The organism is Paenarthrobacter histidinolovorans, from assembly GCF_014647595.1.
Classification (GTDB): domain Bacteria; phylum Actinomycetota; class Actinomycetes; order Actinomycetales; family Micrococcaceae; genus Arthrobacter; species Arthrobacter histidinolovorans.
The window spans coordinates 594,977-620,663 of the sequence record NZ_BMPM01000001.1 but is presented as its reverse complement, the minus strand read 5'-3'; the positions used below and the strand labels follow the sequence as shown (position 1 = coordinate 620,663).

At 64.0% G+C, this 25,687-nt stretch carries 26 protein-coding genes; 11 read left to right on the top strand and 15 right to left on the bottom strand.

The genetic code is table 11. The annotated features are described in order from the left end of the window. Window positions 1-51: 51 nt before the first annotated feature. Both IEY62_RS02880 and IEY62_RS02875 read left to right on the top strand, forming a co-directional pair. Complete coding sequence (locus tag IEY62_RS02880; protein WP_189013721.1) at window positions 52-1,806, top strand: glycoside hydrolase family 13 protein; 1,755 nt, start codon at window positions 52-54, stop codon at window positions 1,804-1,806. A 9-nt stretch (window positions 1,807-1,815) separates the two neighbouring features. Continuing rightward, on the top strand, window positions 1,816-2,775 hold the full coding sequence (locus IEY62_RS02875; RefSeq protein ID WP_404593864.1) for an aldo/keto reductase: 960 nt from the start codon (window positions 1,816-1,818) through the stop codon (window positions 2,773-2,775). Window positions 2,776-2,860: 85 nt separating this feature from the next. On the opposite strand, the gene IEY62_RS02870 is transcribed toward IEY62_RS02875, so the two are convergent. The 4 genes from IEY62_RS02870 to IEY62_RS02855 are packed head-to-tail and all read right to left on the bottom strand — an operon-like array spanning window position 2,861 to window position 6,687. Next, window positions 2,861-3,793, bottom strand: a complete 933-nt coding sequence (locus tag IEY62_RS02870; protein WP_189013719.1) for a TauD/TfdA dioxygenase family protein — start codon at window positions 3,791-3,793, stop codon at window positions 2,861-2,863. A gap of 55 nt (window positions 3,794-3,848) precedes the next feature. Further along, window positions 3,849-4,769, bottom strand: a complete 921-nt coding sequence (locus IEY62_RS02865) for an ABC transporter permease (RefSeq protein WP_189013718.1) — start codon at window positions 4,767-4,769, stop codon at window positions 3,849-3,851. After that, window positions 4,769-5,656: an ABC transporter ATP-binding protein gene (locus IEY62_RS02860; protein WP_189013716.1), complete on the bottom strand. Its 888-nt coding sequence runs from the start codon at window positions 5,654-5,656 to the stop codon at window positions 4,769-4,771. Before IEY62_RS02860 ends, IEY62_RS02865 begins: the two co-directional genes overlap by 1 nt. Before the next feature lie 2 nt (window positions 5,657-5,658). Beyond that, complete coding sequence (locus tag IEY62_RS02855; protein WP_189013714.1) at window positions 5,659-6,687, bottom strand: ABC transporter substrate-binding protein; 1,029 nt, start codon at window positions 6,685-6,687, stop codon at window positions 5,659-5,661. 379 nt (window positions 6,688-7,066) lie between these two features. On the opposite strand from IEY62_RS02855, the gene IEY62_RS02850 reads away from it, so the two are divergent. From IEY62_RS02850 to IEY62_RS02820, 7 genes are all read left to right on the top strand, one after another. Next, window positions 7,067-7,930: an HpcH/HpaI aldolase/citrate lyase family protein gene (locus IEY62_RS02850; RefSeq protein ID WP_144648636.1), complete on the top strand. Its 864-nt coding sequence runs from the start codon at window positions 7,067-7,069 to the stop codon at window positions 7,928-7,930. A gap of 19 nt (window positions 7,931-7,949) precedes the next feature. After that, window positions 7,950-8,867 carry a DUF2797 domain-containing protein gene (locus tag IEY62_RS02845; RefSeq protein WP_189013712.1) on the top strand — a complete coding sequence of 306 codons (918 nt, stop codon included), beginning with the start codon at window positions 7,950-7,952 and terminating at the stop codon, window positions 8,865-8,867. 96 nt (window positions 8,868-8,963) lie between these two features. After that, window positions 8,964-9,188, top strand: a complete 225-nt coding sequence (locus IEY62_RS02840) for a DUF3188 domain-containing protein (RefSeq protein ID WP_189013710.1) — start codon at window positions 8,964-8,966, stop codon at window positions 9,186-9,188. Between the two features lie 54 nt (window positions 9,189-9,242). After that, complete coding sequence (locus IEY62_RS02835; RefSeq protein WP_018776733.1) at window positions 9,243-9,692, top strand: MaoC family dehydratase N-terminal domain-containing protein; 450 nt, start codon at window positions 9,243-9,245, stop codon at window positions 9,690-9,692. A 2-nt stretch (window positions 9,693-9,694) separates the two neighbouring features. Further along, window positions 9,695-10,132, top strand: a complete 438-nt coding sequence (locus IEY62_RS02830) for a MaoC family dehydratase (RefSeq protein WP_018776732.1) — start codon at window positions 9,695-9,697, stop codon at window positions 10,130-10,132. Next, window positions 10,129-11,475 (top strand): MFS transporter, encoded by a 1,347-nt coding sequence (locus tag IEY62_RS02825; RefSeq protein ID WP_229785013.1) that lies wholly within the window; start codon window positions 10,129-10,131, stop codon window positions 11,473-11,475. The genes IEY62_RS02830 and IEY62_RS02825 overlap by 4 nt, the downstream gene beginning before the upstream one ends. A 9-nt stretch (window positions 11,476-11,484) precedes the next feature. Beyond that, entirely contained in the window at window positions 11,485-12,552 is a 1,068-nt protein-coding gene (locus IEY62_RS02820) for a UDP-N-acetylmuramate dehydrogenase (protein ID WP_189013708.1), read from the top strand. An 81-nt stretch (window positions 12,553-12,633) separates the two neighbouring features. On the opposite strand, the gene IEY62_RS02815 is transcribed toward IEY62_RS02820, so the two are convergent. Next, entirely contained in the window at window positions 12,634-13,113 is a 480-nt protein-coding gene (locus IEY62_RS02815) for a hypothetical protein (RefSeq protein ID WP_189013706.1), read from the bottom strand. An 85-nt stretch (window positions 13,114-13,198) separates the two neighbouring features. On the opposite strand from IEY62_RS02815, the gene IEY62_RS02810 reads away from it, so the two are divergent. Continuing rightward, window positions 13,199-14,320, top strand: coding sequence for a winged helix DNA-binding domain-containing protein (locus tag IEY62_RS02810; protein WP_189013703.1), 1,122 nt, complete (start codon window positions 13,199-13,201; stop codon window positions 14,318-14,320). A gap of 70 nt (window positions 14,321-14,390) precedes the next feature. Here IEY62_RS02810 and asd read toward each other — a convergent pair whose 3' ends face one another. The 10 genes from asd to IEY62_RS02760 form a co-directional block, all read right to left on the bottom strand. Further along, window positions 14,391-15,533, bottom strand: a complete 1,143-nt coding sequence (asd, locus tag IEY62_RS02805; RefSeq protein WP_189013702.1) for an aspartate-semialdehyde dehydrogenase — start codon at window positions 15,531-15,533, stop codon at window positions 14,391-14,393. Window positions 15,534-15,642: 109 nt separating this feature from the next. Further along, window positions 15,643-15,882, bottom strand: a complete 240-nt coding sequence (locus IEY62_RS02800) for an NF038396 family protein (RefSeq protein ID WP_189013700.1) — start codon at window positions 15,880-15,882, stop codon at window positions 15,643-15,645. A 20-nt stretch (window positions 15,883-15,902) separates the two neighbouring features. Next, window positions 15,903-16,499, bottom strand: coding sequence for a dihydrofolate reductase (locus IEY62_RS02795; RefSeq protein ID WP_189013698.1), 597 nt, complete (start codon window positions 16,497-16,499; stop codon window positions 15,903-15,905). Further along, window positions 16,496-17,299: a thymidylate synthase gene (locus tag IEY62_RS02790; protein WP_189013696.1), complete on the bottom strand. Its 804-nt coding sequence runs from the start codon at window positions 17,297-17,299 to the stop codon at window positions 16,496-16,498. Before IEY62_RS02790 ends, IEY62_RS02795 begins: the two co-directional genes overlap by 4 nt. Then, entirely contained in the window at window positions 17,296-17,688 is a 393-nt protein-coding gene (locus IEY62_RS02785; RefSeq protein WP_189013694.1) for a GntR family transcriptional regulator, read from the bottom strand. Before IEY62_RS02785 ends, IEY62_RS02790 begins: the two co-directional genes overlap by 4 nt. Beyond that, complete coding sequence (locus IEY62_RS02780) at window positions 17,685-19,331, bottom strand: hypothetical protein (protein ID WP_189013692.1); 1,647 nt, start codon at window positions 19,329-19,331, stop codon at window positions 17,685-17,687. The genes IEY62_RS02785 and IEY62_RS02780 overlap by 4 nt, the downstream gene beginning before the upstream one ends. A 70-nt stretch (window positions 19,332-19,401) precedes the next feature. Further along, window positions 19,402-20,370, bottom strand: a complete 969-nt coding sequence (locus tag IEY62_RS02775) for an NUDIX hydrolase (RefSeq protein WP_189013690.1) — start codon at window positions 20,368-20,370, stop codon at window positions 19,402-19,404. Between the two features lie 6 nt (window positions 20,371-20,376). Continuing rightward, on the bottom strand, window positions 20,377-22,626 hold the full coding sequence (locus tag IEY62_RS02770) for an RNA degradosome polyphosphate kinase (protein WP_189013688.1): 2,250 nt from the start codon (window positions 22,624-22,626) through the stop codon (window positions 20,377-20,379). A gap of 104 nt (window positions 22,627-22,730) precedes the next feature. After that, window positions 22,731-23,702 carry a mycothiol synthase gene (gene mshD / locus IEY62_RS02765; protein ID WP_189013686.1) on the bottom strand — a complete coding sequence of 324 codons (972 nt, stop codon included), beginning with the start codon at window positions 23,700-23,702 and terminating at the stop codon, window positions 22,731-22,733. A gap of 210 nt (window positions 23,703-23,912) precedes the next feature. After that, window positions 23,913-24,611: a winged helix-turn-helix transcriptional regulator gene (locus IEY62_RS02760; RefSeq protein WP_018776718.1), complete on the bottom strand. Its 699-nt coding sequence runs from the start codon at window positions 24,609-24,611 to the stop codon at window positions 23,913-23,915. 263 nt (window positions 24,612-24,874) lie between these two features. Between IEY62_RS02760 and IEY62_RS02755 the strand changes: the two genes are divergently transcribed. After that, window positions 24,875-25,609 carry a permease gene (locus IEY62_RS02755; protein WP_189013684.1) on the top strand — a complete coding sequence of 245 codons (735 nt, stop codon included), beginning with the start codon at window positions 24,875-24,877 and terminating at the stop codon, window positions 25,607-25,609. The last annotated feature ends 78 nt before the right edge of the window (window positions 25,610-25,687 follow it).

Below are 25,687 nucleotides of genomic sequence, written 5' to 3'. Positions count from 1 at the left end.
GTTTCATACTGGTCCCGGAGCTAAATTTAGATTCTAAATCAAAGGAGTTTCGTGAGCACCTCCGCCACCCAGGCACACCGAACCGACGCAGAGCGCATGTCCGATCCCAACTGGTGGCGCCAGGCGGCTGTCTACCAGATCTACCCGCGTAGCTTTTATGACGCGAACGGAGACGGTCTGGGCGACATCAAAGGCATCACGGCCAAGGTTCCCTACCTGAAGGAACTCGGGATCGACGCCGTCTGGCTGAGCCCCTTCTATCCGTCGGCGCTCGCCGACGGTGGGTACGACGTCGACGACTACCGCAACGTGGACCCGAAGCTCGGGACGCTCGAGGACTTCGACGAGATGGCAGCTGCCCTGCACGAAGCGGGCATCAAGATCGTGGTGGACATCGTCCCCAACCACTCCTCCGACCGCCACGAATGGTTCAAGGAAGCCCTGGCATCACCCAAGGGCTCAGCGGCCCGCGATCGGTACATCTTCCGTGACGGCAAGGGCGAGAACGGCGAACTGCCGCCGTCGGACTGGGATTCGGTGTTCGGCGGACCCATCTGGGAACGCATCACGGAACCCGATGGAACGCCAGGCCAGTGGTACCTGCACATCTTCGCGAAGGAGCAGCCGGACTTCAACTGGGAGAACCCGGAGATCCGGGAGGACTTCCTGAAGACCCTGCGCTTCTGGTCCGACCGCGGCGTGGATGGGTTCCGCATCGATGTTGCCCACGGCATGGCCAAGGACCTTTCCGAGCCGCTGCCCATGAAGGCCGACCTTGAAGCCAAGGCACACGGCACCGACGGCTTCATTGACGGTTCCCACCCGTTCTGGGACCGCGATGAAGTCCATGAGGTCTACGCTGAGTGGCGCAAGCTCTTCAACGAGTACAACCCACCACGCACCGCCGTGGCAGAGGCCTGGGTCCACGAGTCCCGCCGGGCCCGTTATGCCAGCCCGGAAGGCCTCGGCCAGGCATTCAACTTTGACCTCCTGCAGTCCGACTTCGATGCCGCGTCGTTCAAGAAGATCATCACGGACAACCTGGTAGCAGCCAAGGAGTCCGGAGCGTCCTCCACGTGGGTCTTCTCCAATCACGACGTTGTTCGGCACGCCACCCGTTACGGCCTGCCCAAGGGCGGCTCCGTAGCGCAGGGAACCAACGCGGCACAGGACGTTACGGGTGGAGAGCCCAAGGGCCAGGACGGCAAGGGCTGGTTGCTGGCCGGCGCGCCGGCCGAGGAGCTCGACGTCGAACTCGGCTTGCGTCGGGCACGCGCCGCGACGCTTCTGCTGCTCGCGCTTCCGGGCTCCGCATACCTGTACCAGGGCGAGGAACTGGGTCTTCGCGAAGTGACGGAGATCCCCGACTCCGAACGTCAGGACCCATCGTTCTTCAGGAACCCCGGCGTGGAGATCGGCCGCGATGGTTGCCGTGTCCCGTTGCCGTGGACTGCGGAGGGTTCGTCCTTCGGCTTCGGCACCGGTCCGGCGCACCTGCCTCAGCCCGAATGGTTCGCGGACTATGCAGTAGCCAAGCAGGAAGGCGTTGAGGGCTCCACCCTGGAGCTGTACCGCAGGGCACTCCACCTGCGCAGTGAACTGCAAACGGATGAAGAACTCGAGTGGGTGGAGACCGGCAACGCCGAAGTGCTGCACTTCCGCCGGCCCGGAGGATGGCACACCGTCACCAACTTCGGCGGGGCGCCGGTTGATCTGCCCGAAGGTGAAGTCGTGGTGGCGAGCGGTCCGTTGGACAACGGAAAGCTCCCGTCCGACACCACGGCCTGGATCGTTTCCAAGGCCTAAGGAGCCACATTGACCAACGCGAACGGGCGGGGACGCCTCATTTACGGCTGCATGGGGCTTGGCGGTCCTTGGGACGGCACGTCCTACGGCGCTGCCGAGATTGACCAGGCCGCCGCCGTGATTGACGCTGCACAGGGCATCGGCATAGGCCTTTTTGACCATGCGGATATCTACCGCAACGGCAAGTCCGAGGCCGTGTTCGGCGAAGTCCTCGCCCGTTCGCAGGGTCTGCGCGAAAAGATCACGCTGCAAACCAAATGCGGAATCAGGCTGGGGGAGCGGGGCCTGCAAACCCACTACGACCTGAGCCGTGAAGCAATTCTTGAACGGGTCAATGAAAGCCTGAAACGCCTTCAAACGGACTATGTGGACGTCCTGCTCCTGCACCGCCCCGATCCGTTGATGGACCCGCGCGAGGTGGCGGACGCCGTCGGGCAGTTGATGGCCGAAGGCAAGGTGCGGCAGTTGGGCGTGTCCAATATGTCCGCTGCTCAGATCGCGTTCCTGCAGGATGCGCTGGAGGCGCCCATTGTGGCCAACCAGCTTGAAATGAGCCTGCTTCGCAGCGACTGGTTGGAAGGCACCGTGCTGGTCAACCATCCCGCGGATGCCGGCTACAGCTTCCCGCACGGGACGTTGGAGTACTGCATGTCCAAGGGGGTCGAGCTGCAGGCCTATGGTTCGCTGGCCCAGGGACGCTATACGGGCGCCAGGTCCGGGGATCTGTCTCCGGCTGAGTCGGCAACAGCGACCATGCTCGAAGACCTGGCGGGGGTGCATGGCACAACCCCTGAATCGGTTTTGCTTGCCTGGCTGATGAAACACCCGGCCAGGATCTCGCCGGTGGTGGGAACCACGAATCCGGCCCGGATTTCAGCGTGCGCGGACGCCGCGGCGGTTGCCGGGAAGATGACCCGGGCGCAGTGGTACGGCCTGTGGACGACGGCCCGGGGAAGCAACCTCCCCTAACCCAACTGAGTCGCAGTTGACGTCGTTTTGAACGCTCAGAACGACAGTTACTGCGACTCAGTTGGGTTAAAACAGCAACACATGACTACGAATCGCGGTTGATCGGAGCAACCACGGAGTACGTGGTCGAATCGCCCTGGAGTGCCTGGCTCGGCTTGCCGTCGATGCTGACAGGGATGTCACCGGCAATGGTCACCCGGTTGAGCTTGCGCGGCTGGCCGTCGTAGTTGTCCGGGGCGTAGTGCTGCGTGATGCGGTTATCGAACAGGACCACCTGGTTCGGCTCCCAGTTCACCCGGACCACGTTCTCCGGACGGGTCACATACGCCTGCAGGAGACGGATGATGTCCTTCGATTCCGTGTTGGACAGACCAACGATCCTGAGCCGCTGCGCGAAGCCCCCAATGAACAATCCGCGCTCGCCGGTCAGGGGATGGACCCGCACCACCGGGTGGGCCGTCTCGAACTTCAGCCGGGTGAACTCCTTGCGGCGCTCCTCGGCGTTCTGGTGTTCCAGGTTCTTGGGCACCGAGTAGTCGTAATCGTTGGTGTGGATGGCCCACAGGGAGTCCGCGAAGGTGCGCAGCTCATCGGGGAGGTCCTGATAGGCGCCGGCCGAGGACGCGATCAAGGTCTCGCCGCCGTAAGCGGGCAGGTCGATGCTGCGCAGCGTCGAAGCCTGCGGCGGGTTGACCACGAACGTGACGTCAGTGTGCCAGTTGTTGGCCGAGCCGTTCTCGCTGTCCACGGGCAGGACGTTCTCTTCGCCCTCCACCGATGCCACTGTTGGGTGCGCCTTGGTGAGCGGGCCGAAGTGCGAAGCGAACTTCACCTGTGCCTCATCGCTGAGGATGTTCGCCTCACGGAACACCAGGGCCTTGTGTTCATTGAGCGCTGCCCGGATCTGGGCCACGGTGTCCTCGCTGAGATCCCCGCTGATGTCCAGCCCGCGGATTTCGGCGCCGATGCGTGAGCCGAGTTTGGCGAATTCGAGTTTGGTTTCGGTAATGACGGTCATGATTCTGTTTCCTTACTTGTTGTGATGGTTGCGGCGGATGCCGCGGGGGTAGGTTCTAGGAAGCTGCGGCGCCCACGGCGGTCCGCCAGCGGGAGAAGTGCCGTTCAAGTCCGACCAGCAGGAAGTTCACGCCAAGTCCCAGCAGGGACACCGTGAGGATGCCCGCGTACATGTCGGGGATCAGGAAGCTGCTCTGCGCGTTCACGATCAGGTAGCCCAGGCCAGCCTTGGCGCCCACCATTTCGGCGGCAATCAACACCAGGATGGACGCGGTGCCGGCCATGCGGATCCCCGTGAAGATGGTGGGAACGGCGGAGGGCAGGATGACCTTCTGGAACAGCCGGAAACTGTTGAGCCCCAACGAACGCGCGGCCCTGATCAGCAGCGGGTCCACGGTCTTCACACCGGCGATCGTGTTCAGGAGGACCGGGAAGAACGCGGCATACGCCACGATGCTGATCTTGGATTCCTCGCCGATGCCCAGCAGCAGAGTGAAGACCGGCAGCAAGGCCAGTGCGGCAGTGTTCCTGAACAGCTCCAGCAGCGGGTTCAGGACCGAATTCAGCCGTCCATACCAGGCAATCAGGAGGCCCAGGGAAACACCGGCCACCAAGGCTGCGCCGAAGCCGGCCACCGAGCGGGTAAGGCTGGCCGCGATATGGCCCTGGATGGTCCCGGACTCGAACAGCTTTCCCCAGGCCAGCAGGACTTCGTGCAGCGGCGGCAGGAACACCCGCGTCGAGGGACTCGCCAGGTACGTCGGTCCGAGCTCCCACAGCGCGAGGAACGCCAGGATGGCGGCGGACTTCCACAAGCCCGACCCCAGTGCCGCGGTGACCCGGCGGACACGGCCGGCGGCCGGCGTCGGACGTTCCGTTGCGGGAACCGGTGCAGCGGAAGGCTCGACGGCGGTCCTCGCCCCGGTCACGACGCCCGCCTGGGGTGCCGCTTCTTTTTGCGTCAGCGTGGTGGTCATCAGGCTGCGCTCCTTTCGGGAATGGTTGCGGGTTCGTCGGGGGCGCTGCCGTCGGGCAGGATCTTGCGGTGGCCCGCGTCCTGGGCCCGGCGGACTTCGTCGTGCAGGAGCGTCCAGACCTGATGGCGGTGCTCCACGAAGGCGGGGTTGGAACGGATGTCCTCGTCGCCGTCGCGGTCCGGAATGTTGATGTCCACGATTTCCTTAAGGCGTCCCGGGCGGGCGCTGAGCACGGCAACGCGCTGGCCGAGATACACGGCCTCGTCGATGCCGTGGGTGATGAACACGATCGTCTTGCCGGTGGCCTTCCAGATCCTGAGGAGCTCGTCCTGCAGCTGCTCCCGGGTCTGGGCGTCCAGGGCCGCGAACGGCTCATCCATCAACAGCACATCCGGCTCGTAGGCCAAACTCCGTGCGATGGCTACCCGTTGCTTCATGCCGCCGGACAACTCGTGCGGGTAACGGTCCTCAAAGCCCGCCAGCCCTACCAACGCCAGGTACTCGCTGGCTTTCGCAGCGCGCTCACGGCGGTTCAGCTTCCTGCCATCCGGGCCCACTCCTTCAAGCCCGATCGATACGTTGGCCGAGGCCGTGCGCCAGGGAAACAACGCGTACTGCTGGAACACCACGGCCCGGTCCTTGCCCGGTCCGCTTACTGCCTTGCCGTCCACCAATACCTCTCCCGAGGTGGGCGTGGAAAGCCCGGCAAGCAGGTCCAGAAGCGTGGTCTTGCCCGAACCGCTGGGCCCCACCAGGGTGAGGAACTCGCCGTCGCGGACATCCAGGCTGAGGGAGTCGATGGCTGTGAGCGTCGTCGCGGGAGTGGTTTTCGTGGCCCGGACCGTAAATTGTTTGCTGACATTCCTGAGACTGATCTTCGCGGTCATTCTCATCCCTTCTTCGCGGCGGCGAGATCGTTGAAGTCGTTGGTGTAGTACTTGGACGGCGTGAGCTTGTCCTTGACGATTCCGGCCGAGTTCAGCCACGTCTCCCACCGTGTGAAGTCCTGGTCCTGGATCACGCCTGCATCCGGCACGCCGGGGCTCTTCCAGAACTTGAGGTTCGCCGTGCTCTCGTTGCGGCCGCGGCTTTCGATGATCTTGGTAAAGCGGGCAATGACTTCATCGCGCGGTGTTTCCGCCGCCCATTTGATGGCCTTGGCAACGCCCGTGGTGAAGGTGCGTGTGGTGTTCGGGTTCTTTTCGATGAAGTCGTTGCGGAGGACGATCTGGCCGCCGGCAAAGTTACCGAAGAGTCCCACATCGCTGAACAAGGACCGCAGACCGCCGGCCTCAATGGCCCGGTCCTGGAGCACGCCGCCCAAAGTGCCCGCATCCACCTGTCCGCGGCGGATTGCTTCTTCCGTGTCGTTGGGAGCCAAGGGAACAAGCTGAACCTGCGCGATCTCGTCCTGGCTCAGGCCGTTCTTGGTGAGGTAGCTGTTGATGACGGCTTCATGGTGGGCGCCAAGGGTGTTGACCGCGATCTTCTTTCCGATCAGGTCCCGGGGTTCCTTGATGGGGCTCTCTGCCTTCACGTAGTAGCCGCTGAAGGTCTTCTCATCCGAGCCGTAGTAGTTGACCACAGCCTTGACGGGGGCGCCGGCCTCGATCAGCTTGACCACCGCGCCGGAGAACGCGCCACCGAAGTCTGTCTGGTTCGTCGCAGCTGACTGGATGTCCTGGGGGCCGCTGGTGGTGTTGCCTACCCAGTTCAGCTTCAGGTCGCCAAGGTATCCGAGGTCTGCTGCCAGCTCGGGGAAGGTCACGTTGTTGGCGGAGCCCTGGTACCGAAGTTCTTTGACCTCGTTGCCTGGCTGACCGCCCTGACCGGCTTCGGCTGCACCGCCGCAGCCGCTCACCGTCAGCGCTAGTACGACGGCGGCCGCGACGCTCAGGAGGGGCAGATGCAGTTTCATGGGAGCTACTTTCGATGGGTTGGAGTGGGTATCGGGTGGGCCGCTGACGTAATGGCCAGGGACCCTGCGCAATGGCTTGGGAACGATGAAAGCCCATGGCGACGGCGTGTGGGAAGTGGCGCGGTAACGCCCGGAAACGCTGCGAAACAGCCCGAAACGGGACGAAATCCTGAGCCACGCCCGGCAATCGGAGGACTCAAGACGCAGTGTTGAGTCCCGTGAACAACAGCGACAGGTGCGACGGAGATGACTGGCGCGGACCGCCGTCGGACGTTCATACTGCGGGACTCCACAGTCATATGGGGTTTAGTTCGTATTGATCCTCACAAGGAGGCCGGATTCTTCGCCTTGCGGGCGGCAGGGCAGATACGGTAGATACATGACGTCTAGCATCGCCGCCGAGTCCATTCGGCCCACCCGCAACATTCCCGCCGACATCGCCCGTTCATGGCTTCTTGTGAATGCGATGAAAACGGAGCTTTTCGACGAATCCGCTGGTTCGCGCGCAGACGCCATCATTCTTGACATCGAAGATGCCGTGGACCCTTCCCAGAAGGATGCCGCGCGCGAAAACGTGGTGAACTGGCTGACCGCAGGTGGCCAGGCCTGGGTCCGCATCAACGATGCCACCAGCAAGTTCTGGGCCGACGACCTCGCCGGACTGCGCGGCACTCCGGGTCTGCTCGGTGTGATGCTGGCCAAGACCGAGTCCGCCGACCAGGTCACCGAGTCCTACCACCGCATGGACGGCAAGACTCCCGTGATCGCGCTGGTGGAGTCTGCCCTGGGCATCGAGGAAGCCAACCACATTGCCCGTGCGCAGGGCGCTTTCCGTCTTGCTTTTGGTTCCGGTGACTTCCGTCGCGACACCGGCATGGCTGCCACTCCGGAAGCCATGGCCTACCCGCGTGCCAAGCTGGTTGTCGCCAGCCGCGTCGGCAACCTGCCGGGACCGATCGATGGCCCCACCGTAGGCACCAACCACCCCATCCTGCGCGAGCAGACGGGCATCACCGTGACCATGGGCATGACCGGCAAGCTGTGCCTGGCCATCGACCAAACCACTGTGATCAACGAGGTCATCAGCCCCACGCCGTCGGACGTCGCCTGGGCCACTGACTTCATGAACGACTTCGAAGCCAACGGCCGCGTCATCCGCGACGGTTCCGACCTGCCGCGCCTGGGCCGTGCCGAGAAGATCATGAAGCTCGCCGTGGCTTTCGGAGTCCAGCCTTCCCTGTAGGCAAGCTGGTCAGGTAAAGATGCTGGTCCACGGAGTCGTTTGGGACTCTTCCTCTCCGGCGTTGAGGCTCTGGTCCCCGGAGCCGGAGTTCACTGATGTTGCGTTGGCCCGGGGCTCAGCCCTGGGCCTGCGCGTTTTCCCCGGCTTGTGGTGCCTTGGCCACACCAAGGTCCACGGCCCGGGAGACCGCACTCATGTTCCTTGTGGCAGCGGCTCCCGTGCGGAGCGGGGCAAGCAATGCGGTACCTGCTTCGCCCGCGACGATTCCCGGCTGATGCACGACTTCCACCGGGGCGGCTCCGTCCCTGCCGGCCTCCGCGCGTACCTCATGCAACCGCATTGGCTCTACGTTGCTACCTTTGCGAACGGGGCCACCAAGATCGGTACCGCGTCTGCGCCACGCAAGTGGAACAGGCTCGCCGAGCAGGGAGCGGTTCACGCTTCCTATGTAGCCCATGCTGAAGATGGCCGCGTGGTCCGGGTCCTGGAGGATCTTGTGACCCGTGAGCTCGGCCTGGTGCAGCAGGTCCGCTCCGCTGCCAAGGTGGCCGGACTCGTGGAGCCGCGCGACGCCGTCGAGCTTGCAGGGGTGAACCGGCAGCACTCCGGGCGCGTGCGGAGCTTGCTGGGTGGGCTGGCCATGACCGGTTTCGCCGTTGTGGAGGAAGAGTGGGACAGGCCAGCCTTGGCCGACACCCTCTGCGCCGTTCGAACCGGCGGCGTGCGTCACCGCTATCCGTCAGCCTTCGACGACGGCGGGCACGGCCTGCGGATCCGCTCACTGTCCGGGGCGGTCGCCTTGGCCGGCCTGCCGGACGCTTCAGGCAACGAGGTCGAGGGAAGCTTCGTCGCAGATCTGGGCGCTTTGAAGGGCCGCAAGATCGAGTTCGGCCCGCACACTACCGAGATCCCGGCCTTGCAGGACTCGCTCTTCTGACCCTTCTCCTTCGGCGAGGGGCGACGTCCCGACCCTAAAGAGGGCTCCTTTCCCTTGAAAGCCAACCCCTCGCACCCACCCCGTTAGACTTGTACGGTGCTAGAACAATTCTGGGCCACCGCCTCAACCTCCTACAAAGCGCTGGTTTTCAGCGCCATGGGGCTGATCGCCGTAGGGCTCATCCTGTCCATTGTTGGGAACACCACGGGGAACCAGGGGCTGGCGTTGGCCTCTTTGCCCGTGATCGGTGTCGGTTTGATCCTGCACGTCACAGGACTGGTGGTCCGGGGCCAGAAGATCCGCAAGAGCTACAAGAAGTAGCGTGCCTCCGGGCTTCACTCGGCCCGGGAAGCTGCCGCCCGATAGGGTTGGACCATGAGTATCAATCCGGACCTGCAGGGCCGAAGCTACCCTGCCGCAGAGGTATACGACGTCGGCCGTGAAAAAATCCGCGAGTTCGCCAAGGCCGTGAAAGCCACCAACCCGGCGCACTTCGATGTTGAGGCAGCAAAGGCCCTGGGCCACAGCGACCTCGTGGCACCGCCAACGTTCGCCATTATTGTCGCCCAGCGTGCTGACGCCCAACTGGTGGAGGATCCCGAATCGGGCATCGACTTCTCCCGGGTGGTCCACGCCGACCAGCGGTTCACGCACCACCGCGCCATCGTTGCCGGCGACCGCCTGGTAGCCGAGCTGCACGTGGACGGCGTCCGGGCCATGGGCGGGGGAGCCATGATCACCACACGCTCCGAAATCTCCACGGAAGCCGGCGAAAAGGTCGCCACCACTACCTCGTCCATCCTGGTCCGCGGAGAGGGACAGTAACCATGAGCCACACTTTCGAAGAACTTAGCGTCGGCCAGGAAATCGGCACGCGCAGCATTCCCGTCACCCGGCAGGACCTGGTGAAGTACGCAGGAGCGTCGGGGGACTTCAACCCGATCCACTGGAACGAAGCCTTTGCAACGTCCGTGGAACTCCCGGGCGTCATCGCCCACGGCATGTTCACCATGGGCGCCGCAGTCCAGCTGGTGAGCGACTGGGCCGGCGACCCCGCCGCCGTCGTCGATTACCAGACGCGCTTCACCAAGCCGGTTCTGGTGGCCGACACGACCGGCACCGATGAAGCCGGCGCTGTCATTGACGTCACCGGCGTGGTGGGAGCGCTCGACGCCGATGCCCGCACCGCCCGCATCGACCTCACCGTGGTAGCGGCCGGACAGAAAGTCCTCATGAAGTCGCAGGCGGTTGTGAAGGTCTCTTGAACCAACCGAACACCACCCACCAAGGCAGCGAACCGCGCGCCACCGCGACTGCGATGCTGCGGTGGCGCGCCGCTGTTCTTGCTTCCTATGCTGCCAGCGGGGTGGCTTTCGCAACGTGGGTGTCCCGGCTCCCGGCCATCCGTGACGGCCTGGACCTGACGCCGGGCGGCATCGGCCTGTTGCTGATGTGCATGACGGTGGCGTCGTTCATCTCGATTTCGGCCTCAGGCCTCATCGTGCTTCGCCTGGGTCCGAAGCTGACCACGAGAATCGGCAGTTGCATGGTGGGGGCGGGGCTGGTTGTGGTCGGCGTAGGGACCTCGCTCGCCGCCAACCCGCTGGTGGTTGCGGCTGGACTGGTGGTGCTGGGCCTGGGTACAGCAAGTTGGAATACGGCGTCCAACGTGGAGGGAGCGGCCCTCGAACGGGCACTCGACCGGCACATTATGCCGCACCTGCACGGGGCGTTCAGCCTGGGAACTGTGGCTGCGGCAGGCTTTGGTGCCTGGGCAGCCGCCGTGGACATGCCGGTTTTCTGGCACTTCCTGATTTCGGGCTTCGTGGTGACGGCCTCGGTAGTGACGGCGGGCTTCTGGTTCCGCTCGGAAAAGACGGCCCAAGCCGCCACAAGCTACCGGCCCAGGGAGACCGATACCTTCCGTGACCCTTCCACGGGCCCCCTGCCTGTCATCACTCCCGCGCCATCCGGCCAGGATGGAGACAAGGCAGCCGCCCCGCTGGACAACAAGCGTCTTGTTGCCCTCGCATGGCGCGACCGCCGGACGCTGCTGATCGGTGTCCTGGTCCTTGGCCTGGCTTTGGCTGAAGGCGCTGCGGGCGACTGGGTGGCCTTGGCGCTGGCAGACGGGCACGGCCAAAGTGATGCTGCCGGCGCCGTAGGTTACGGGGTGTTCGTGACGTTCATGACCATCGGGCGCTTCACAGGGACGGTCATCCTCGACAGGTTCGGGCGGGTTCTGGTGATGCGCTGGTGCTCGGCCACCGCCGTCGTCGGCCTTGCGCTTTTTGTTTTTTCGCCGGTTCCCTGGCTTGCCTTTGTTGCGCTGGCCGTGTGGGGACTTGGCGCTTCGTTGGGTTTCCCCGTCGGAATGTCTGCCGCCGCCGACGACCCCGTTCATGCCGCCGCCCGCGTCTCTGTGGTGTCCACCATCGGCTACGGGGCGTTCCTGTGCGGCCCTCCGCTCCTTGGACTGCTGGCTGAGCACTTCGGCATCCTCCATTCCCTGCTGGCACCGCTGGTGCTTTTGGTGGTCAGTTTCTTCCTGGCCCCGCTGGCCGGCCGGCAAAAGGCCACGTCTGTGGAGTCGGCCGACGCCCGTTAGGCTTGATTGGTGACCCAGATGCTCCTTTCAGAATTGACCACAGCTGCCGTCGGCGGCCCCGCAGGGAACTATGTTGAGGCCCGCACCGAAGCAGAAATCATCGACGCCGTCCGCTCGGCCGACGCTGCGGGGGAGAAGCTCCTGATCATCGGCGGTGGCTCCAACCTGCTGATTTCCGACGACGGCTTCCCTGGCACAGTGGTAAAGATCGCGTCCGAGGGCTTTGCAGTGAACTCCGAGGACAGCTGCGGTGGTGTTTCCGTGGTGGTCCAGGCGGGCCACAACTGGGATGCACTGGTGGAGCACTCCGTGCTGCATGCGTGGTCCGGCCTGGAGGCGTTGTCCGGCATCCCCGGAGCCACAGGCGCCACCCCGGTGCAGAACGTGGGTGCGTACGGAGCGGACGTGTCACAGACCATTGCCGCCGTCCGGACATGGGACCGGGAGCGCAACGCCGTCCAGACTTTCACCAATTCCGAGCTGAAGTTCGGCTACCGTGAGTCAATCCTGAAGCAAACCACTGTTGAAGGGTCCCCCCGCTATGTGGTCCTGACCGTCGAGTTCCAGCTGCCGTTGGGCCGGATGAGCGCCCCTGTCCGTTACGCAGAATTGGCCCGGGCGCTGGGTGTCGAGGCAGGCAAGCGTGCCTACTCGAACGACGTCCGCCGGGAAGTCCTTCGGCTCCGGGGTTCCAAGGGCATGGTCCTGGACGCCGCCGATCGCGATACGTACTCCACCGGTTCCTTCTTCACCAACCCCATTGTCCCCGCAGACCAGGCTGCCGGGCTCCCGGAGAATGCCCCCAAGTATCCTGCCGGCTCAGACGGCCTGGTGAAACTCTCCGCTGCCTGGCTGATCGACCAGGCCGGATTCGGGAAAGGCTTCGGGCTGGAGGAATCCAGTGTGTCCGGGGGGCGGGCTTCCCTGTCCACCAAGCACACCCTTGCCATTACCAACAGGGGCTCGGCCTCCGCAGAGGATATGCTCGCCATCGCGCGCGAGGTGAGGGCCGGCGTCGTCGAACGCTTTGGCATTGAACTGCACCCGGAACCGCTGCTGATCGGCGTCAACCTCTAGCGCACTCCCGCGAGGGGTGAGATCTCGGCTCTATGTGGGGCGTGGCTTTGGGTTGAGACCTGACCCCTCGGCGCGCAAAGGCTAGCGCGTGCGGCGTTCGGCGATGGGCAGCACTTTGTTGAGCAGCAGGAAGGTGAGCCCGCAGCTGACCGCTCCCAACAGGAAGATCTGGCTGAACGCGATGCTTTGCGGCGACGGGCCGCTGGGCATGAACACGCCCGCCGTGGCAAAGCCCACCAGGCCCAGCAGCAACACGATCGCGCCGAGGAGGAAGCTGCGGACCTGCGCTGCGGCGGCGGGGTAGTACCAGGGCTCGGGAGCATCGTCATGACGGCCCGCGGGAGGTTGGCTGGCCGCTGCCGTTCCGATCAGCAGCGCCGCAGCAGCTGTCGCCACCAAACTGACGGTCTGGATGGCCTGCATGGAGGGGGAGAGGCTCACTCCCGTTCCCACCGCCACAATCAGCCCGGATCCGAGTCCCACAAGCGTGCAGAACCAGCCGGCGGTTGCCAACCACCGGCTCAACGGCCGCACAAACGGAGCGAGATCACCAAAAAGCATGAATTCATCCTAGAAGCCGCTGCTGGGTGACGGCTGGGAGGCGCGGCAAGGTTCCCTGTACTTGCCGGTCCTTTTAGGATGAAGCATGCCTGTACCCCTTACCCCGCGCGTTCTGGGCCGCTTGCGGCTCGCCAACCAAGGCCTGTTGGGTGGCGGCTTTCCCACGGTTCCCGGTGCCGTCCGCTGGATGACCGCCATGCAGGCACAGGACCTTGGCGCGGCCCTGTGGGCTGTGGGCCAACGGGTCCCCGGTACTGCCGCCTCGGATGTCCGGGCGGCCCTCGACGCCGGGACGGTGGTTCGCTCGTGGCCGATGCGCGGCACGCTGCATCTGCTGGCACCGGAGGACCTTCGTTGGATTCTGGGCATCACCAGTGGCCGGCTGATGAATATGGTTGCTGGGCGCCACCGGGAGCTTGCCATCACCCCGGACGACATCGCACACTGCCGGGACATCGCCTTCAAAACCGCCGAAGCCCTCAAAGCAGAAGGCAGACCAGGGGCAAGCCGTGAGCAGCTCTTCCAGGCCTTCGAGGAAGCCGGCCAACTCACCAAGGCCCAACGGGGCATTCACTTGCTGGGCAGCCTCTGCCAGCGGGCGTGGCTGGTTCAAGGGCCCATGGCGGTGAACAAGGGCAAGGTGGGGGTGCAGCAACTGTTCGTACCGTTCGACGAATGGATCCCGGAGTCACGCGACCTGAGCCGTGAGGAAGGCATTGCCGAGTTGCTCGTCCGGTACGTCAGGAGCCGCGGGCCCGCGACCATCAAGGATTTCTCGTGGTGGAGCCAGATCCCGCTGAAGGAGGCACGGGCCGCGCTCGATGCCGTCCGGGACAGCCTGGTTGAGCTGCAGTTCGGCGGTTCCAGCTATTGGCTCACGCCGGAGTCGGCCGCAATGCTCGACGACGGCGTCCCCGGCTCGCGCTCGTTGCTGGCTCTGCCTGGGTTCGACGAGTACCTGCTCGGTTACCAGGACCGGAGCCTTGTCCTCGCTCCCGGCTATTCGGAGCTGGTGGTGCCCGGAAAGAACGGTGTGTTCAAGCGGATCATGGTCTCCGGGGGCGAGGTGATCGGTACCTGGGCCAGGACCGTGAGCGGCAAGACGGCAGGAGTCGCAACTGAACCCTTCGCTGGTCCGCTGGGGCCGGGAACGGAGAGGTCGTTCCAGGCCCAGGGCCGTGCGTACTTGAAGTTCATGGCGGCCTGAACGTCGAAAACCCGCTGTTCCATTGCCGGGAGGCAGCGGAACAGCGGGTTTCGAACGCGAGGGCAGAAGCCTAGAGCTTGCCCGTCACAATGTTAAGCATGCGGCGCAGGGGCTCCGCTGCGCCCCACAGGAGCTGATCGCCCACGGTGAAGGCGCTGATGTATTCCGGACCCATTTCGAGCTTGCGGATACGGCCCACGGGGATGTCCAGCGTGCCCGATGCTGCAACCGGGGTCAGGTCCGCCATGGAGGCTTCCTTGGTGTTGGGAACAACCTTGGCCCACTCGTTGTCCTTGGCCAGGAGGTTTTCGATCTCGGTCACGGACAGGTCTTCGCGCAACTTCAGCGTGAGGGCCTGGGAGTGGGAACGCATGGCTCCGATGCGGATGCACAGGCCGTCCATGGCGATGTGGTCCTTGCCCGCGGTTCCGGTTCCGGTGCCGAGGATCTTGTTGGTCTCGACGCCGGCTTTCCACTCTTCCTTGGACTGTCCGTTGCCGAGGTCCGCGTCGATCCAGGGGATCAGCGAGCCTGCAAGCGGCACGCCGAACTGGGTGGCGTCGACGCCGGTGCGCTGGGTGGCCAGTACCTTGCGGTCGATCTCCAGAATGGCCGAGGCGGGGTCTTCCAGTTCGCTGCTGACCTCGTTGTTAAGCGTGCCGAACTGGTTGAGGAGCTCGCGCATGTGGCGCGCGCCACCGCCCGAAGCGGCCTGGTACGTCATGGACGTGCCCCACTCCACGAGGTTGTTCTTGAAGAGGCCGCCGAGACCCATGAGCATGCAGGAAACCGTGCAGTTTCCGCCAATGAAGTCCTTTACGCCGCCGGACAGTCCGGCGTCGATGACGTCTCGGTTGATGGGGTCCAGCACGATGATGGAGTCATCGTTCATGCGCAGAGTTGAGGCAGCGTCGATCCAGAGGCCGTCCCAGCCACGGCTGCGGAGTTCGCCGTGGACCTGCTTGGTGTAGTCGCCGCCTTGGGCGGTGACAATAATCGGCAGCTTGGCCAGCGTCTCAATATCGAACGCATCCTCGAGCTTGCCTGCCCCCTCAGCAAAGGACGGGGCGGCACCTCCTGCGTTCGAGGTGGAGAAAAATACCGGGTTGATGTTGGCGAAGTCGTTCTCTTCCTGCATGCGCTGCATCAGGACGGAGCCGACCATGCCACGCCAACCGACCAGTCCTACGGACGGATTAGCTGCTGTAGTCATTCACCAAGTCTAGACTTTCGGAGCTAAGTGCCGCTGTTGGTTACGTCACGCGCACGAAGCGCGACGACGACACTCGCCGGTGGGGGCAAGAGGCGGCTGACGCGCTTGCCTAGTGGCCGGCGTCGGGCCCTTGCAGTGCGTCGGGTTCTTGCAGCAATGCGGCCTTGCGCTTGCGCAGGGCAAAGAAGGCACCGAAGGTGAACACCTGGGTCACCACCACCAGGACGATGATTCCAACAATCTTGTTGCCGCCCAGGATCATGGTGAGGCCAACAACGGCCGAGAGCAGCGCGAAGAGTGGCAGCAGCATGTAGCCCAGCACGAACAAGGTCTCAGGTTTTTTCAGCATTTCCGGTACGTCCTGCTTTCCTAGCTTTCGTTCCGGCGCCACGTAGTGAACCGGTAGTTGGTGCCGTTCTTTGCGGTGAGCCAACCCTCTGCGGGTGCCATGGTGTCAAAGGTCCAGTCGTCGCCGAGCTCGGGCGCGTAGGTGTCGCCCTCAACATCGGTATCGATGATGGTGATGACCGCCAGGTTGGCGATGCCCATGGATTGGCGGTAAATCTCGCCACCGCCGACGATCCACACTTTCTGGCCGCCCGGCGCGAACTGGGATTCCAACAGGGCCGCGTCAAGCGATGAAACCACGACGGCGCCCTGTGCCTCGGGCGAGGATGCCCACTTTTCGTTGCGGGTCACCACGATGTTGGTGCGCCCCGGGAGGGGGCGGTACTTTTCGGGGAATGATTCCCAGGTCCTGCGGCCCATGATGACGGGGTGTCCAGTGGTGATCTGGCTGAAGTGTTTCATGTCCTCGGGCAGCTGCCACGGCATGGTGCCGTCCTTGCCGATGACACCGGATGTGGTCTGGGCCCAAATCATGCCGATGCCGGTCATTTTGGCAGCGGTCTCCTGGGTGAAGATGACGCCTGGGAGCTGGTCCGGGCCGGGGGAAGACGTGCTCATACTGCGATCGGCGCCTTGATGGTGGGGTGGTGCCGGTAGCCGACAATCTCGAAGTCATCCAGCGTGTAGTCAAAGATCGAATCCGGCTTGCGAAGGATCTTCAACTGCGGGTACTCGTACGGTTCACGGCTGAGCTGCTCCGCGACCTGCTCCACGTGGTTGTCGTAGACGTGGACGTCGCCCCCGGTCCACACGAATTCGCCGGGTTCGAGACCGAGCTGCTGCGCCACCATGCACGTCAGGAGTGCGTAGGAAGCGATATTGAAAGGAACGCCCAGGAAGGTGTCCGCGGAGCGCTGGTACAGCTGGCAGGAGAGCTTGCCGTCCGCAACGTAGAACTGGAAGAACGCGTGGCACGGTGGCAGCGCCATGTCCTTGAGTTCGGAGACGTTCCAGGCGGAGACGATGTGGCGCCGGGAGTCCGGATTGGCGGCGAGGCTCTTCATGACCTCGGAGATCTGGTCGATGTGTCCGCCATCGGGCGTTGGCCAACTCCGCCACTGCACGCCATACACAGGACCCAGTTCGCCGTCGGCGTCGGCCCATTCGTCCCAGATGGAGACGCCCTGATCCTGCATCCATTTCACGTTCGAGTCGCCGCGGAGGAACCACAGGAGTTCAACTGCCACGGATTTGAAGTGGACCCGCTTGGTGGTGATCAGCGGGAAGCTCTCGGCGAGATCGAACCTCAACTGGCGGCCGAACACGCTGCGCGTTCCGGTTCCGGTGCGGTCCGACTTGTGCGTGCCGTTGGCCATGACGTCGCGCAGGAGGTCTTCATATGGGGTGGGGATGCTCACGGGTCCAGCTTACTGGTCAGCCTGCCTCGAACCAGATCTATGAGAGTGTCGTCACGAATGCCTGCCTCACGCGCGCTCCGTATCAAAACGTCGACGGCGGCCATTACCGCAGCGTCTCCGCCCGCCACGCCGTGCGGCGCCCCAGGCGGCCCGACGACGATGGTCCCGTTCCGGCGTCGTGATTCTATGAGGCCGGACTGTTCAAGTTCCTTGTAGGCACGTGCCACCGTCCCCGCGGCGATGCCGAGGTCCGCTGCCAGGCTGCGGACCGTGGGCAGCCGGCTTCCCGGTTCCAGGACCCCGACGGCGATCAGCGAGCTCAGTTGCCGTCGGATTTGTTCATAGGGCGGGACGGGATCGGAGAGGTCCAAAGTGACCCGGGCGGTCATCGTGCCCGTTCCGCATGCGGGGCGGGTTCGCCGCGGGGGATGGCGCGGAGCAGGCTGCGGACCGGTACGACGGCGACAATCACCGCCACCGCCGCCAGAACCATGCCCGCCGTGGTGGCCGGACTGGGGGCCAGAGAAAATTCGCCGCCTGCCGGTTGGACCACCCTGGACCAGGCATCGCCGGTTATGAGCAGCAGGGCTGCTGCCTGCCCCAGGCAGTACGCGGCCAGTGTCCGCACGATCCGGTACATGCTGATCGCCCGCAACGCCGCATCCAGCCCCGCTTCACCGTTGCCTTCCGGAACACCACGACGACGGCGAACGGCCAGAATGGCCAGCGTGCCTGCGATGCCAACGACCGCAGACAGCACGAGCACCCCAAGCCACGACCTCAAGCCGCTTGGTTGGACTTCGGCCGCGATGGCGAAGGCCACTGCAAGGCCGAACACCAGGGCGCTCCCGATCGCGAAAGCGAGAAGTCCTGTCGAAACAGGCTGATGTGGCCACTGGACGGGAGCCTCGGGCCGGCCGTAATTTCGTGCCGTGAGCATGTCACCCGCTGCAATGGTCGCCAGCAGGATCATTGCCGCAACGGCTGTGAGGGCGGGGAATGCCCACGGATCCAGCGGGCGGGAAGCGCCAAGGATCACCACGATTCCGGCCACGAGCACCAGTCCGCCCACCACGCCCAACGCCGCACCGGTTGAGATGCTCAGGCGCGCGGCTCCGTGGGTTCGGGGGTTGGCCCGGAGCGTACTGATGCTGATGTCCTTTTGTGCTGTGGCGAGGGACGGGAGCTGGGGGACCCGCCACCACCACATGACGAGCAACACGGCCATGTTGACAAGACCCAGCACGTTGAACAACGAACTCTGCCACAGTGCTCCAGGAGCTGGCTGAGTGGCGAAGTTCCCTGCGATGGCCGCCAACCCGGCGGCGATGGTGGCCACCGTCCGCAGCAAACGGTTGGCACCGATGGCCCGGAGTGCCCGGTTGTCGTCGTCGTCGAGCGTTTCCAACCGGCGACGACGTGCTGTCAGCACCAGGACCAGCCAGGTTCCCAGGGCGAGGACCAGCAGCGCTCCACCCAACCACGCGGCCAGCTCCCAGCCGGGAATCCGGCCCTCCTGGCCTTGGCCCACATATCCGTTGTCGGATGGCTGTGTCACGCCCCCTGGGGTCGGCATCACCGGTGTGTGCCCGGGAAGCGTCGCAGTCCACGCGATCACCAGGGCTGCGAAGACGAAGACTCCTGCAGTGGTCCATGCAAGTTTGCGCGGAAGGAAATCGCGGATCCGGCGCACTGTGAGTTCGGCGTACCTGCGTGGTGCCTTGGGTGCGGGGTAGCTCAGTTGTCCAAGGGCATGCACGGTCAGGCAAGCCAGAACCGGCCAAGCAAGTGCGCCGGCGATTTGGCCGGGGGTTGCGGCCGCACTTGAGGCCGTGGGGTTCGCAACAATGATCCCGGTCCTCATGGCGCCTTGCAGGGAACTGGCCATCCAGCCAATGATGCCCACCCACAGGCCGTGCGAGGCTACGGACTCGGCGTCCGGCTTGGACCACACCTGCATACGCAGGAACAGGTAGACGAGCACTGCACCCACCACCGGGCCCAGGAAGAACAACGTTGGCATGGCAACCACGACAAGACCCCCACATCTTTTGTATCAATCTAGTGATACAAAGACGTGGGGGTCAACCCTGAGTGGGCTTCTAGTCGTCGAAAGGTTTGACCTGCTCTACGGAAACTATCTTCCGCTCGGAACCCCGTGCTACCTGGCAGACAATGACCTCGCCGGGCGAAAGAAAGGGATCCGCGGAGGGCAGGACGGCGCGCAGGTTCTGCGGCATGTGCTGGCCCAGTTGCTTCAGGGCTGTGGGCAGGGCCGGCCGGTGCGTGCACACCGCTATGGGCAGCTGCTTGTCGAACAACGCCTCGATGGCTGCAGCCGTCTTTTTTGGAGAGCGCTGATGGTGGTGCTCGGTGAGCGCTTCCACCAACTTGACCTTGGCTCCCGAGGCTTTCGCATACGGCGCGATGGTTGCCACGCAGCGGGCCCACGGGCTGCTCACCAGGCGCTGCGGTTTCCACACGTTCAGGAGGCGCTGGACCGCGATGGCCTGTCGCTGGCCAGTGGCCGCCAAAGGACGGTCCCCCTCAGCCTTGGTCCAGGACGATCGCGGCTTGGCTTTTGCATGACGGATCAAAATCAAAGGCCACGTATCCAACTCCCCGCGGACGTGTGCCTTCTCCAAGTACTCCAGGGGCAAAACGTCCGTAGGATTGCTGAGAAATGACGCCGCCCGGTCGGGGCTGCACCACATCACGCTGTCCACTTCCTTGCCGTCGGGACGCAGCTGTTCGCCGTTGACTTTGGCAGCCCAGTATTGGACCACCTTGAGGCCGGCGGACACGTGGTAGTGGATGGCCGGGAGGGGAATGCCCAGCGGAGCCTGCAGGCCAATCTCTTCCCACACTTCACGGGCCGCGCATTCCGGAACCGTTTCGCCGGCGTCGAGCTTTCCCTTGGGCCATGACCAATCGTCGTAGCGGGGCCGGTGGATCAACAGAACCTCCAAGGCGCCCTTGTTCAGGCGCCATGGGATGGCGCCGGCAGCGACGACGGCTACCGGTTCGCCGGGATGCTCTGTTTGGTCCGCCACGGGGGTATCGCTGTTCAAATCTTCTTACCTCCGTGCCGACGCGCGCTGGCGCGAACGCGACTCCAACAGCCAGGACTGCATATCCAGCAACGGCTTGCCGTCGGCATCCAGGTGGTGCCTGGTCCAGTGTCCTTGGTTGTCCAGGTGCCAGCTGGCAGTTCCGTCGTCAACGTAGCGGCGCATCAAGTCCATGACCGTGGTGATGTCCTCCTTGCTGGACAGCTGCACCAGGGCCTCCACGCGGCGGTCCAGGTTGCGGTGCATCATATCGGCGGAGCCGATGTACACCACGGGTTCGCCGCCATTGCCAAAAGCGAACACCCGCGAGTGCTCAAGGAAGCGGCCAAGGATGGACCTGACCGTGATGTTCTCGCTGAGGCCGGGAACACCGGGACGGAGGGAGCAGATGCCACGCACCACGACGTCCACCTTCACACCCGCCTGGGAGGCGCGGTAAAGGGCGTCAATGATGGCTTCGTCAACCATGGAATTGACCTTGATCTGCACCAGGCCGGGAATGCCGGCGCGGGCGTTGCGGATCTCGGTTTCAATCCGCTCCACGAGGCCGGCCCGGACCGAGCGCGGTGCCACCAGCAGCCTCTTGAAGGTGGACTTGGGCGCGTAGCCGGAAAGCTGGTTGAAGAGCTTGGAAAGGTCCTCGCCCACCTGTTCGTTGGCCGTCAGCAAACCAAGGTCTTCGTAGTAGCGGGCGGTGCGGGGGTGGTAGTTGCCTGTACCGATGTGGCAGTAGCGGCGGAGGCCATCCACTTCCTGGCGCACCACCAGGGACAGCTTGCAGTGGGTCTTCAGGCCAACAATGCCGTAGACCACGTGGACACCGGCCTGTTCCAGCTTGCGCGCCCAGGAGATGTTGGCTTGCTCGTCAAAACGGGCCTTGATCTCCACCAGGGCCAGAACCTGCTTCCCGGCCTCCGCAGCATCGATCAAGGCGTCCACGATCGGGGAGTCACCGGATGTCCGGTACAGGGTCTGCTTAATGGCCTGGACCTTGGGGTCCGCTGCAGCCTGCTCAAGGAACGCCTGGACGGAGGTGGAGAAGGAGTCGTAAGGGTGGTGGAGCAGGATGTCCCTGCGGCGCATGGCCGCGAAGACGTTAGCGGCTTTGGAAGTCTCGGACTCATTGAGGTACCGGGAGGTGTGCGGGACGTGCTTGGGGTAGTGGAGGTCGGCACGATCGATGCCGCTGATCGCGGACAGCCCGCGCAGGTCCAGCGGCGCTGGCACGGAGTAGACCTCGGACTCCTCAACACCCAGTTCCCTGATCAGGAGGGCCTTGATGTTCGGGTTGATGTCCGTGGTGACTTCCAAACGCACGGGAGGGCCGAACCGGCGCCGCAGCAGTTCCTTCTCCAACGCCTGCAGAAGGTTCTCGGCGTCGTCCTCTTCAACTTCCAGATCCTCGTTGCGGGTCACCCGGAAGGTGTGGTGTTCCAGGACCTCCATGCCGGGGAAGAGCTTGTCCAGGTGGACGGCGATGACTTCTTCCAGCGCGATGAACCGGGCAACGCGGCCGGGAATGGCACCTGCGCGCGGCCCATCCACGGAGATCAGGCGGGGCAACTGGTCCGGAACCTTGACGCGGGCGAAGAGCTCCTTGTCGCTGATCGGGTTGCTGACAATCACGGCCAGGTTCAGGGAGAGTCCCGAAATGTACGGGAAGGGGTGGGCAGGATCCACGGCAAGGGGAGTCAGGATGGGGAAGACCTTCTCCTGGAACATGACGCTGATCCGCTGGCGGGCATCTTCATCCAGCTCATTCCAATGCATGAGGTGGATGTGTTCGTAGGCAAGGGCCGGCCGGATTTGCTCGGCGAAAACGCGGGCGTGGCGTTCCTGCAGCTTGTGCGCCTCTTCACCGATCTGTTCGAGCACCTCGATGGGGCTGAGCCCAGCGGGGGAGGGGACAGCGAGTCCGGTGGCGATACGGCGTTTGAGGCCGGCCACGCGGACCATGAAGAACTCGTCCAGGTTGGAAGCGAAGATCGAGAGGAAGTTGACGCGTTCCAGCAGGAAAAGATCAGGATCTTCGGCAAGTTCCAGCACGCGGGAGTTGAAGGCAAGCCAGCTGAGCTCGCGGTCCAGGAAGCGGTCCGGGGAGATGTCGCCTTCGGGTTCCAGGCTTGGTGCGAATTCGGGGATATCGATGCGGTCCTGGGTGGCCCGCGAGGCCGGCACTTCCGACGATCCGAAGCGCGGAGGCAGTGTCGCCCCCTTAGAGGTGGATCCGGCGATGCCGACGGGGTCCGGCTGCATGGGGCTCTCCTAAGCTCAGGACTGGGTTTGTCTCCCACATTACAAGCAATCGCGGTGTCCGAATCCAACGAGCCACCGCCTTTCCCCGCGGTGATCCCGCCAGGTTAATTTTTCGTTAACGGACCGTACATCACATCGGTGTCCCAGCGGACGAATCCCAATTTCTGGTATAGGGCCACAGCTGCCTCGTTGTCGGCGTCCACGTACAGCATCACGGCATGGAGGCCCTTGTCCTGCAGGTGTTTGATTCCGGCAACAGTCAAGGCTTTGCCGAGTCCCAAACCCTGCGCAGCCGGAGTTACTCCCACCACGTAGACCTCGCCGATCGCCGGGTGCGGGCCTTGCCCGGGGTGGACCTTGGTCCAGTGGAATCCCAGGAGTTCGCCGGCGGTGTTGACGGCCAGGAAGAAGCCTTCGGGATCGAACCAGTCTTCTGCTTTCCGTGCCTCGAGGTCTTCCAGGGTCATGGAACCCTGCTCGGGGTGGTGGGAAAATGCGGCGCGGTTGGCGGCCAGCCACGCCTGTTCGTCCTGGCCCGGCACGAAGGCGCGCAGCGAAACACCGTCCGGGAGGACGGCGTCGGGCAGTGCGGACGTTGAAGACATCAGCCGCATCTTCCACAACTCCCGCACCGGCCCGTAGCCGAAACGGGTGGCCAACTGCGCAGCAGCCTCGTGGTCGCCGTGCGACCATGCGCTGAGGCCTTCAAGGCTCCGTTCGTTGTGCAGTGCGTCCAAAAGCCGTCCGGCCACCCCCTGGTTCCGGTAACTGGGATGGACGGCCAGTTCCAGCACACCGCTCGCGTCCGGCGCTTCAACGACGACGGCGATTCCCGCCAGGTCTTCGGCGGTCGCCGGATCTGAATCCTCGGTTGGCGCGTAAAGCGCGAACGACTGGACGGAATGGTCACCCCCGTCGGCTCCGCGCAGCATCACCAGGGTCTGCTCGGACAGGGGCGGGTTCCCGTCGGATTCCTCCGCCGCGGCCGTGAGTGTCTTGAAATCCCTGAGGAGTTCGGCGTCCAAAGCGCCCTTGATGATCAGTACAGGCCAGTTCTCCGGGTGCGCATGACTCATGGTGCAAGGCTATACGCCCCGGGCAAGCCCTGGGATTTGATGTCTCGGAGCAACGGCGGTAGTGTCGTTATCTCATTCGGCTTTGGCCGGGTACAGGGGGGATCCACCAGTGGGGTGGCCTCGATACGTTCGACCCGTATGTCCTCCACCAAGCAATGCAAGGAAAGGCCGGGATCCGTGTGGATCCCGGCCTTTCCTTTTATCAACAACTCAGGCTTCGGAGAGCTCGTCGTCAGGCAATCGCACCAGGGTGAGCCTGTAGCCGACGTTGCGGACCGTGCTGATGAGGTTTTCGTGGTCTACGCCAAGCTTGGCGCGAAGACGCCTGATGTGGACGTCCACCGTCCGGGTGCCTCCGTAGTAGTCATAGCCCCAGACCTCCGTCAGCAGTTGCTGCCGGGTGAATACCCGGCCGGGGTGCTGTGCCAGGTATTTCAGGAGCTCGAACTCCTTGAACGTCAGGTTCAGGGGTTGGCCGCTGACACGGGCGGTGTAGCTGGCTTCGTCAATAACGACGCCGGCGGCCCGGATCTCAGTCTGGGTCTCTTCCTCGCCGGGCACGGCACGTGCCATGGCCAGCCGGATGCGGGCTTCCACCTCGGCAGGTCCGGCGGAGTCGAGCACGATGTCATCCACGGCCCAGGCCGAAGAAACGGCAGCCATGCCACCCTCGGTAAGGATCAGCATCAACGGTGCGCTGAGTCCGGTGGCCTTGAGCAACTGCGTCAGCGAGCGAGCCCCCACCAGGTCCTTGCGGGCATCGAGGAAAACTATGTCCGTGGGGTCGGTTTCGAGCAAAGCGGTTGGTTCTGCCGGGAGGATGTGCACACGGTGGTTCAACAACTCCAAGGCAGGCAAAATGTCCACCGAAGAGCCGGTGCTGTTCGTCAGGAGCAGGATGTGCGACATAGTTCCTCCAATGGGCTGTACGCGCATCATCGGGCGTCGAAACCGGAGTTTCACCGGCCGGTCCCAGCGCCCTGCGGCCCTTGCCCGTTGTGACGGGATCGAGGCCGGGACAGTGCGCTGTTGAAGTCTGAGTATACCCATCAGTGCCCTGCGACACATGGATTCGTGACGGCCTGGCAGGGGAATTACGACATATTGGGTCGGTTTAAGGCAGGATTGTCGGGAGGCCGTAGAAGGCGCATCGGATTGAGGTCGGGCACACAGTGAAGTCTTGGAGCATCGGGGTATTCGGACTCGTGGCGCTCGCGGCCATCGTGGCCAGCACCTTCGTTTCCCGGGAAGCCATGGTGGGGGTGGGCATTGCGGCGTCTGCAGCAGTGGGCATCGGCTGGCCGCATTTCCTGGGCGTTCCAGCCAAGAAGACGCTGGCGGCCGTCATCGGATTGGCCGGCGCGGGATCGGCAGTAACGGCCGCGTACCTGCCTGCCCCCGGCTTTCTCGACGGAACTCCGGCATTTGTTGCCCTGGGTGTGATGTCCGTCTTCATTGTCCAGCTCGTCCGGGGCACCGGCCAGGCCCAACGCCTGGAGTCCACGCTTGGCTGCAGTGCCGGCGTGCTGCTGAACTGCCTGGGCGCGGGCTGGATAGCCGGTGCCAGGTTCAATGGCGTCAAGGAAATGGTCCTGGTTGCCGGCCTGAGCGCAGCTGTTGCCCTGTTGGTAGGCATCATCCGTTGGCCGGACCGCATCGTGGCGCCGCTCGGGGTGGTCATGGCGGGCCTCATGGGTCCCCTCGCCGGCCTGGTTTTCTCGGACATCGCGGTACTGCCCGCTGCCTTGGTGGGTGTCGTGGTGGGTTCGGTACTGGTGTGTTTCCGCCGCATGACCACCCTCAGGCGGGGGAGGCTTAACATTCCGGCAGCTGTTGGAATGGGTGTAGCCCCGGTCTGGGCCGTGGGTGCCTTGGCATACTTCATAGACAAACTACTCATCTACTAACGGTTAGGATTGCATCATGTCTGTACTCGCATTTGAAATCTTCTTCCTCGTTCTCCTTGGCCTGGCCAGCATCGCCAT

Bases quoted from the DNA above. Each gene is read 5' to 3' on its own strand.
- asd (WP_189013702.1), bottom strand. From the start codon at position 15,533: ATGACTACAGCAGCTAATCCGTCCGTAGGACTGGTCGGTTGGCGTGGC.
- IEY62_RS02850 (WP_144648636.1), top strand. From the start codon at position 7,067: ATGACGTCTAGCATCGCCGCCGAGTCCATTCGGCCCACCCGCAACATT.
- IEY62_RS02760 (WP_018776718.1), bottom strand. From the start codon at position 24,611: ATGTCGCACATCCTGCTCCTGACGAACAGCACCGGCTCTTCGGTGGAC.
- IEY62_RS02815 (WP_189013706.1), bottom strand. From the start codon at position 13,113: ATGCTTTTTGGTGATCTCGCTCCGTTTGTGCGGCCGTTGAGCCGGTGG.
- IEY62_RS02830 (WP_018776732.1), top strand. From the start codon at position 9,695: ATGAGCCACACTTTCGAAGAACTTAGCGTCGGCCAGGAAATCGGCACG.
- IEY62_RS02845 (WP_189013712.1), top strand. From the start codon at position 7,950: ATGCTGGTCCACGGAGTCGTTTGGGACTCTTCCTCTCCGGCGTTGAGG.
- IEY62_RS02795 (WP_189013698.1), bottom strand. From the start codon at position 16,499: ATGAGCACGTCTTCCCCCGGCCCGGACCAGCTCCCAGGCGTCATCTTC.
- IEY62_RS02785 (WP_189013694.1), bottom strand. From the start codon at position 17,688: ATGACCGCCCGGGTCACTTTGGACCTCTCCGATCCCGTCCCGCCCTAT.
- IEY62_RS02810 (WP_189013703.1), top strand. From the start codon at position 13,199: ATGCCTGTACCCCTTACCCCGCGCGTTCTGGGCCGCTTGCGGCTCGCC.
- IEY62_RS02835 (WP_018776733.1), top strand. From the start codon at position 9,243: ATGAGTATCAATCCGGACCTGCAGGGCCGAAGCTACCCTGCCGCAGAG.
- IEY62_RS02865 (WP_189013718.1), bottom strand. From the start codon at position 4,769: ATGACCACCACGCTGACGCAAAAAGAAGCGGCACCCCAGGCGGGCGTC.
- IEY62_RS02800 (WP_189013700.1), bottom strand. From the start codon at position 15,882: ATGCTGAAAAAACCTGAGACCTTGTTCGTGCTGGGCTACATGCTGCTG.
- IEY62_RS02870 (WP_189013719.1), bottom strand. From the start codon at position 3,793: ATGACCGTCATTACCGAAACCAAACTCGAATTCGCCAAACTCGGCTCA.
- mshD (WP_189013686.1), bottom strand. From the start codon at position 23,702: ATGAGTCATGCGCACCCGGAGAACTGGCCTGTACTGATCATCAAGGGC.
- IEY62_RS02860 (WP_189013716.1), bottom strand. From the start codon at position 5,656: ATGACCGCGAAGATCAGTCTCAGGAATGTCAGCAAACAATTTACGGTC.
- IEY62_RS02855 (WP_189013714.1), bottom strand. From the start codon at position 6,687: ATGAAACTGCATCTGCCCCTCCTGAGCGTCGCGGCCGCCGTCGTACTA.
- IEY62_RS02770 (WP_189013688.1), bottom strand. From the start codon at position 22,626: ATGCAGCCGGACCCCGTCGGCATCGCCGGATCCACCTCTAAGGGGGCG.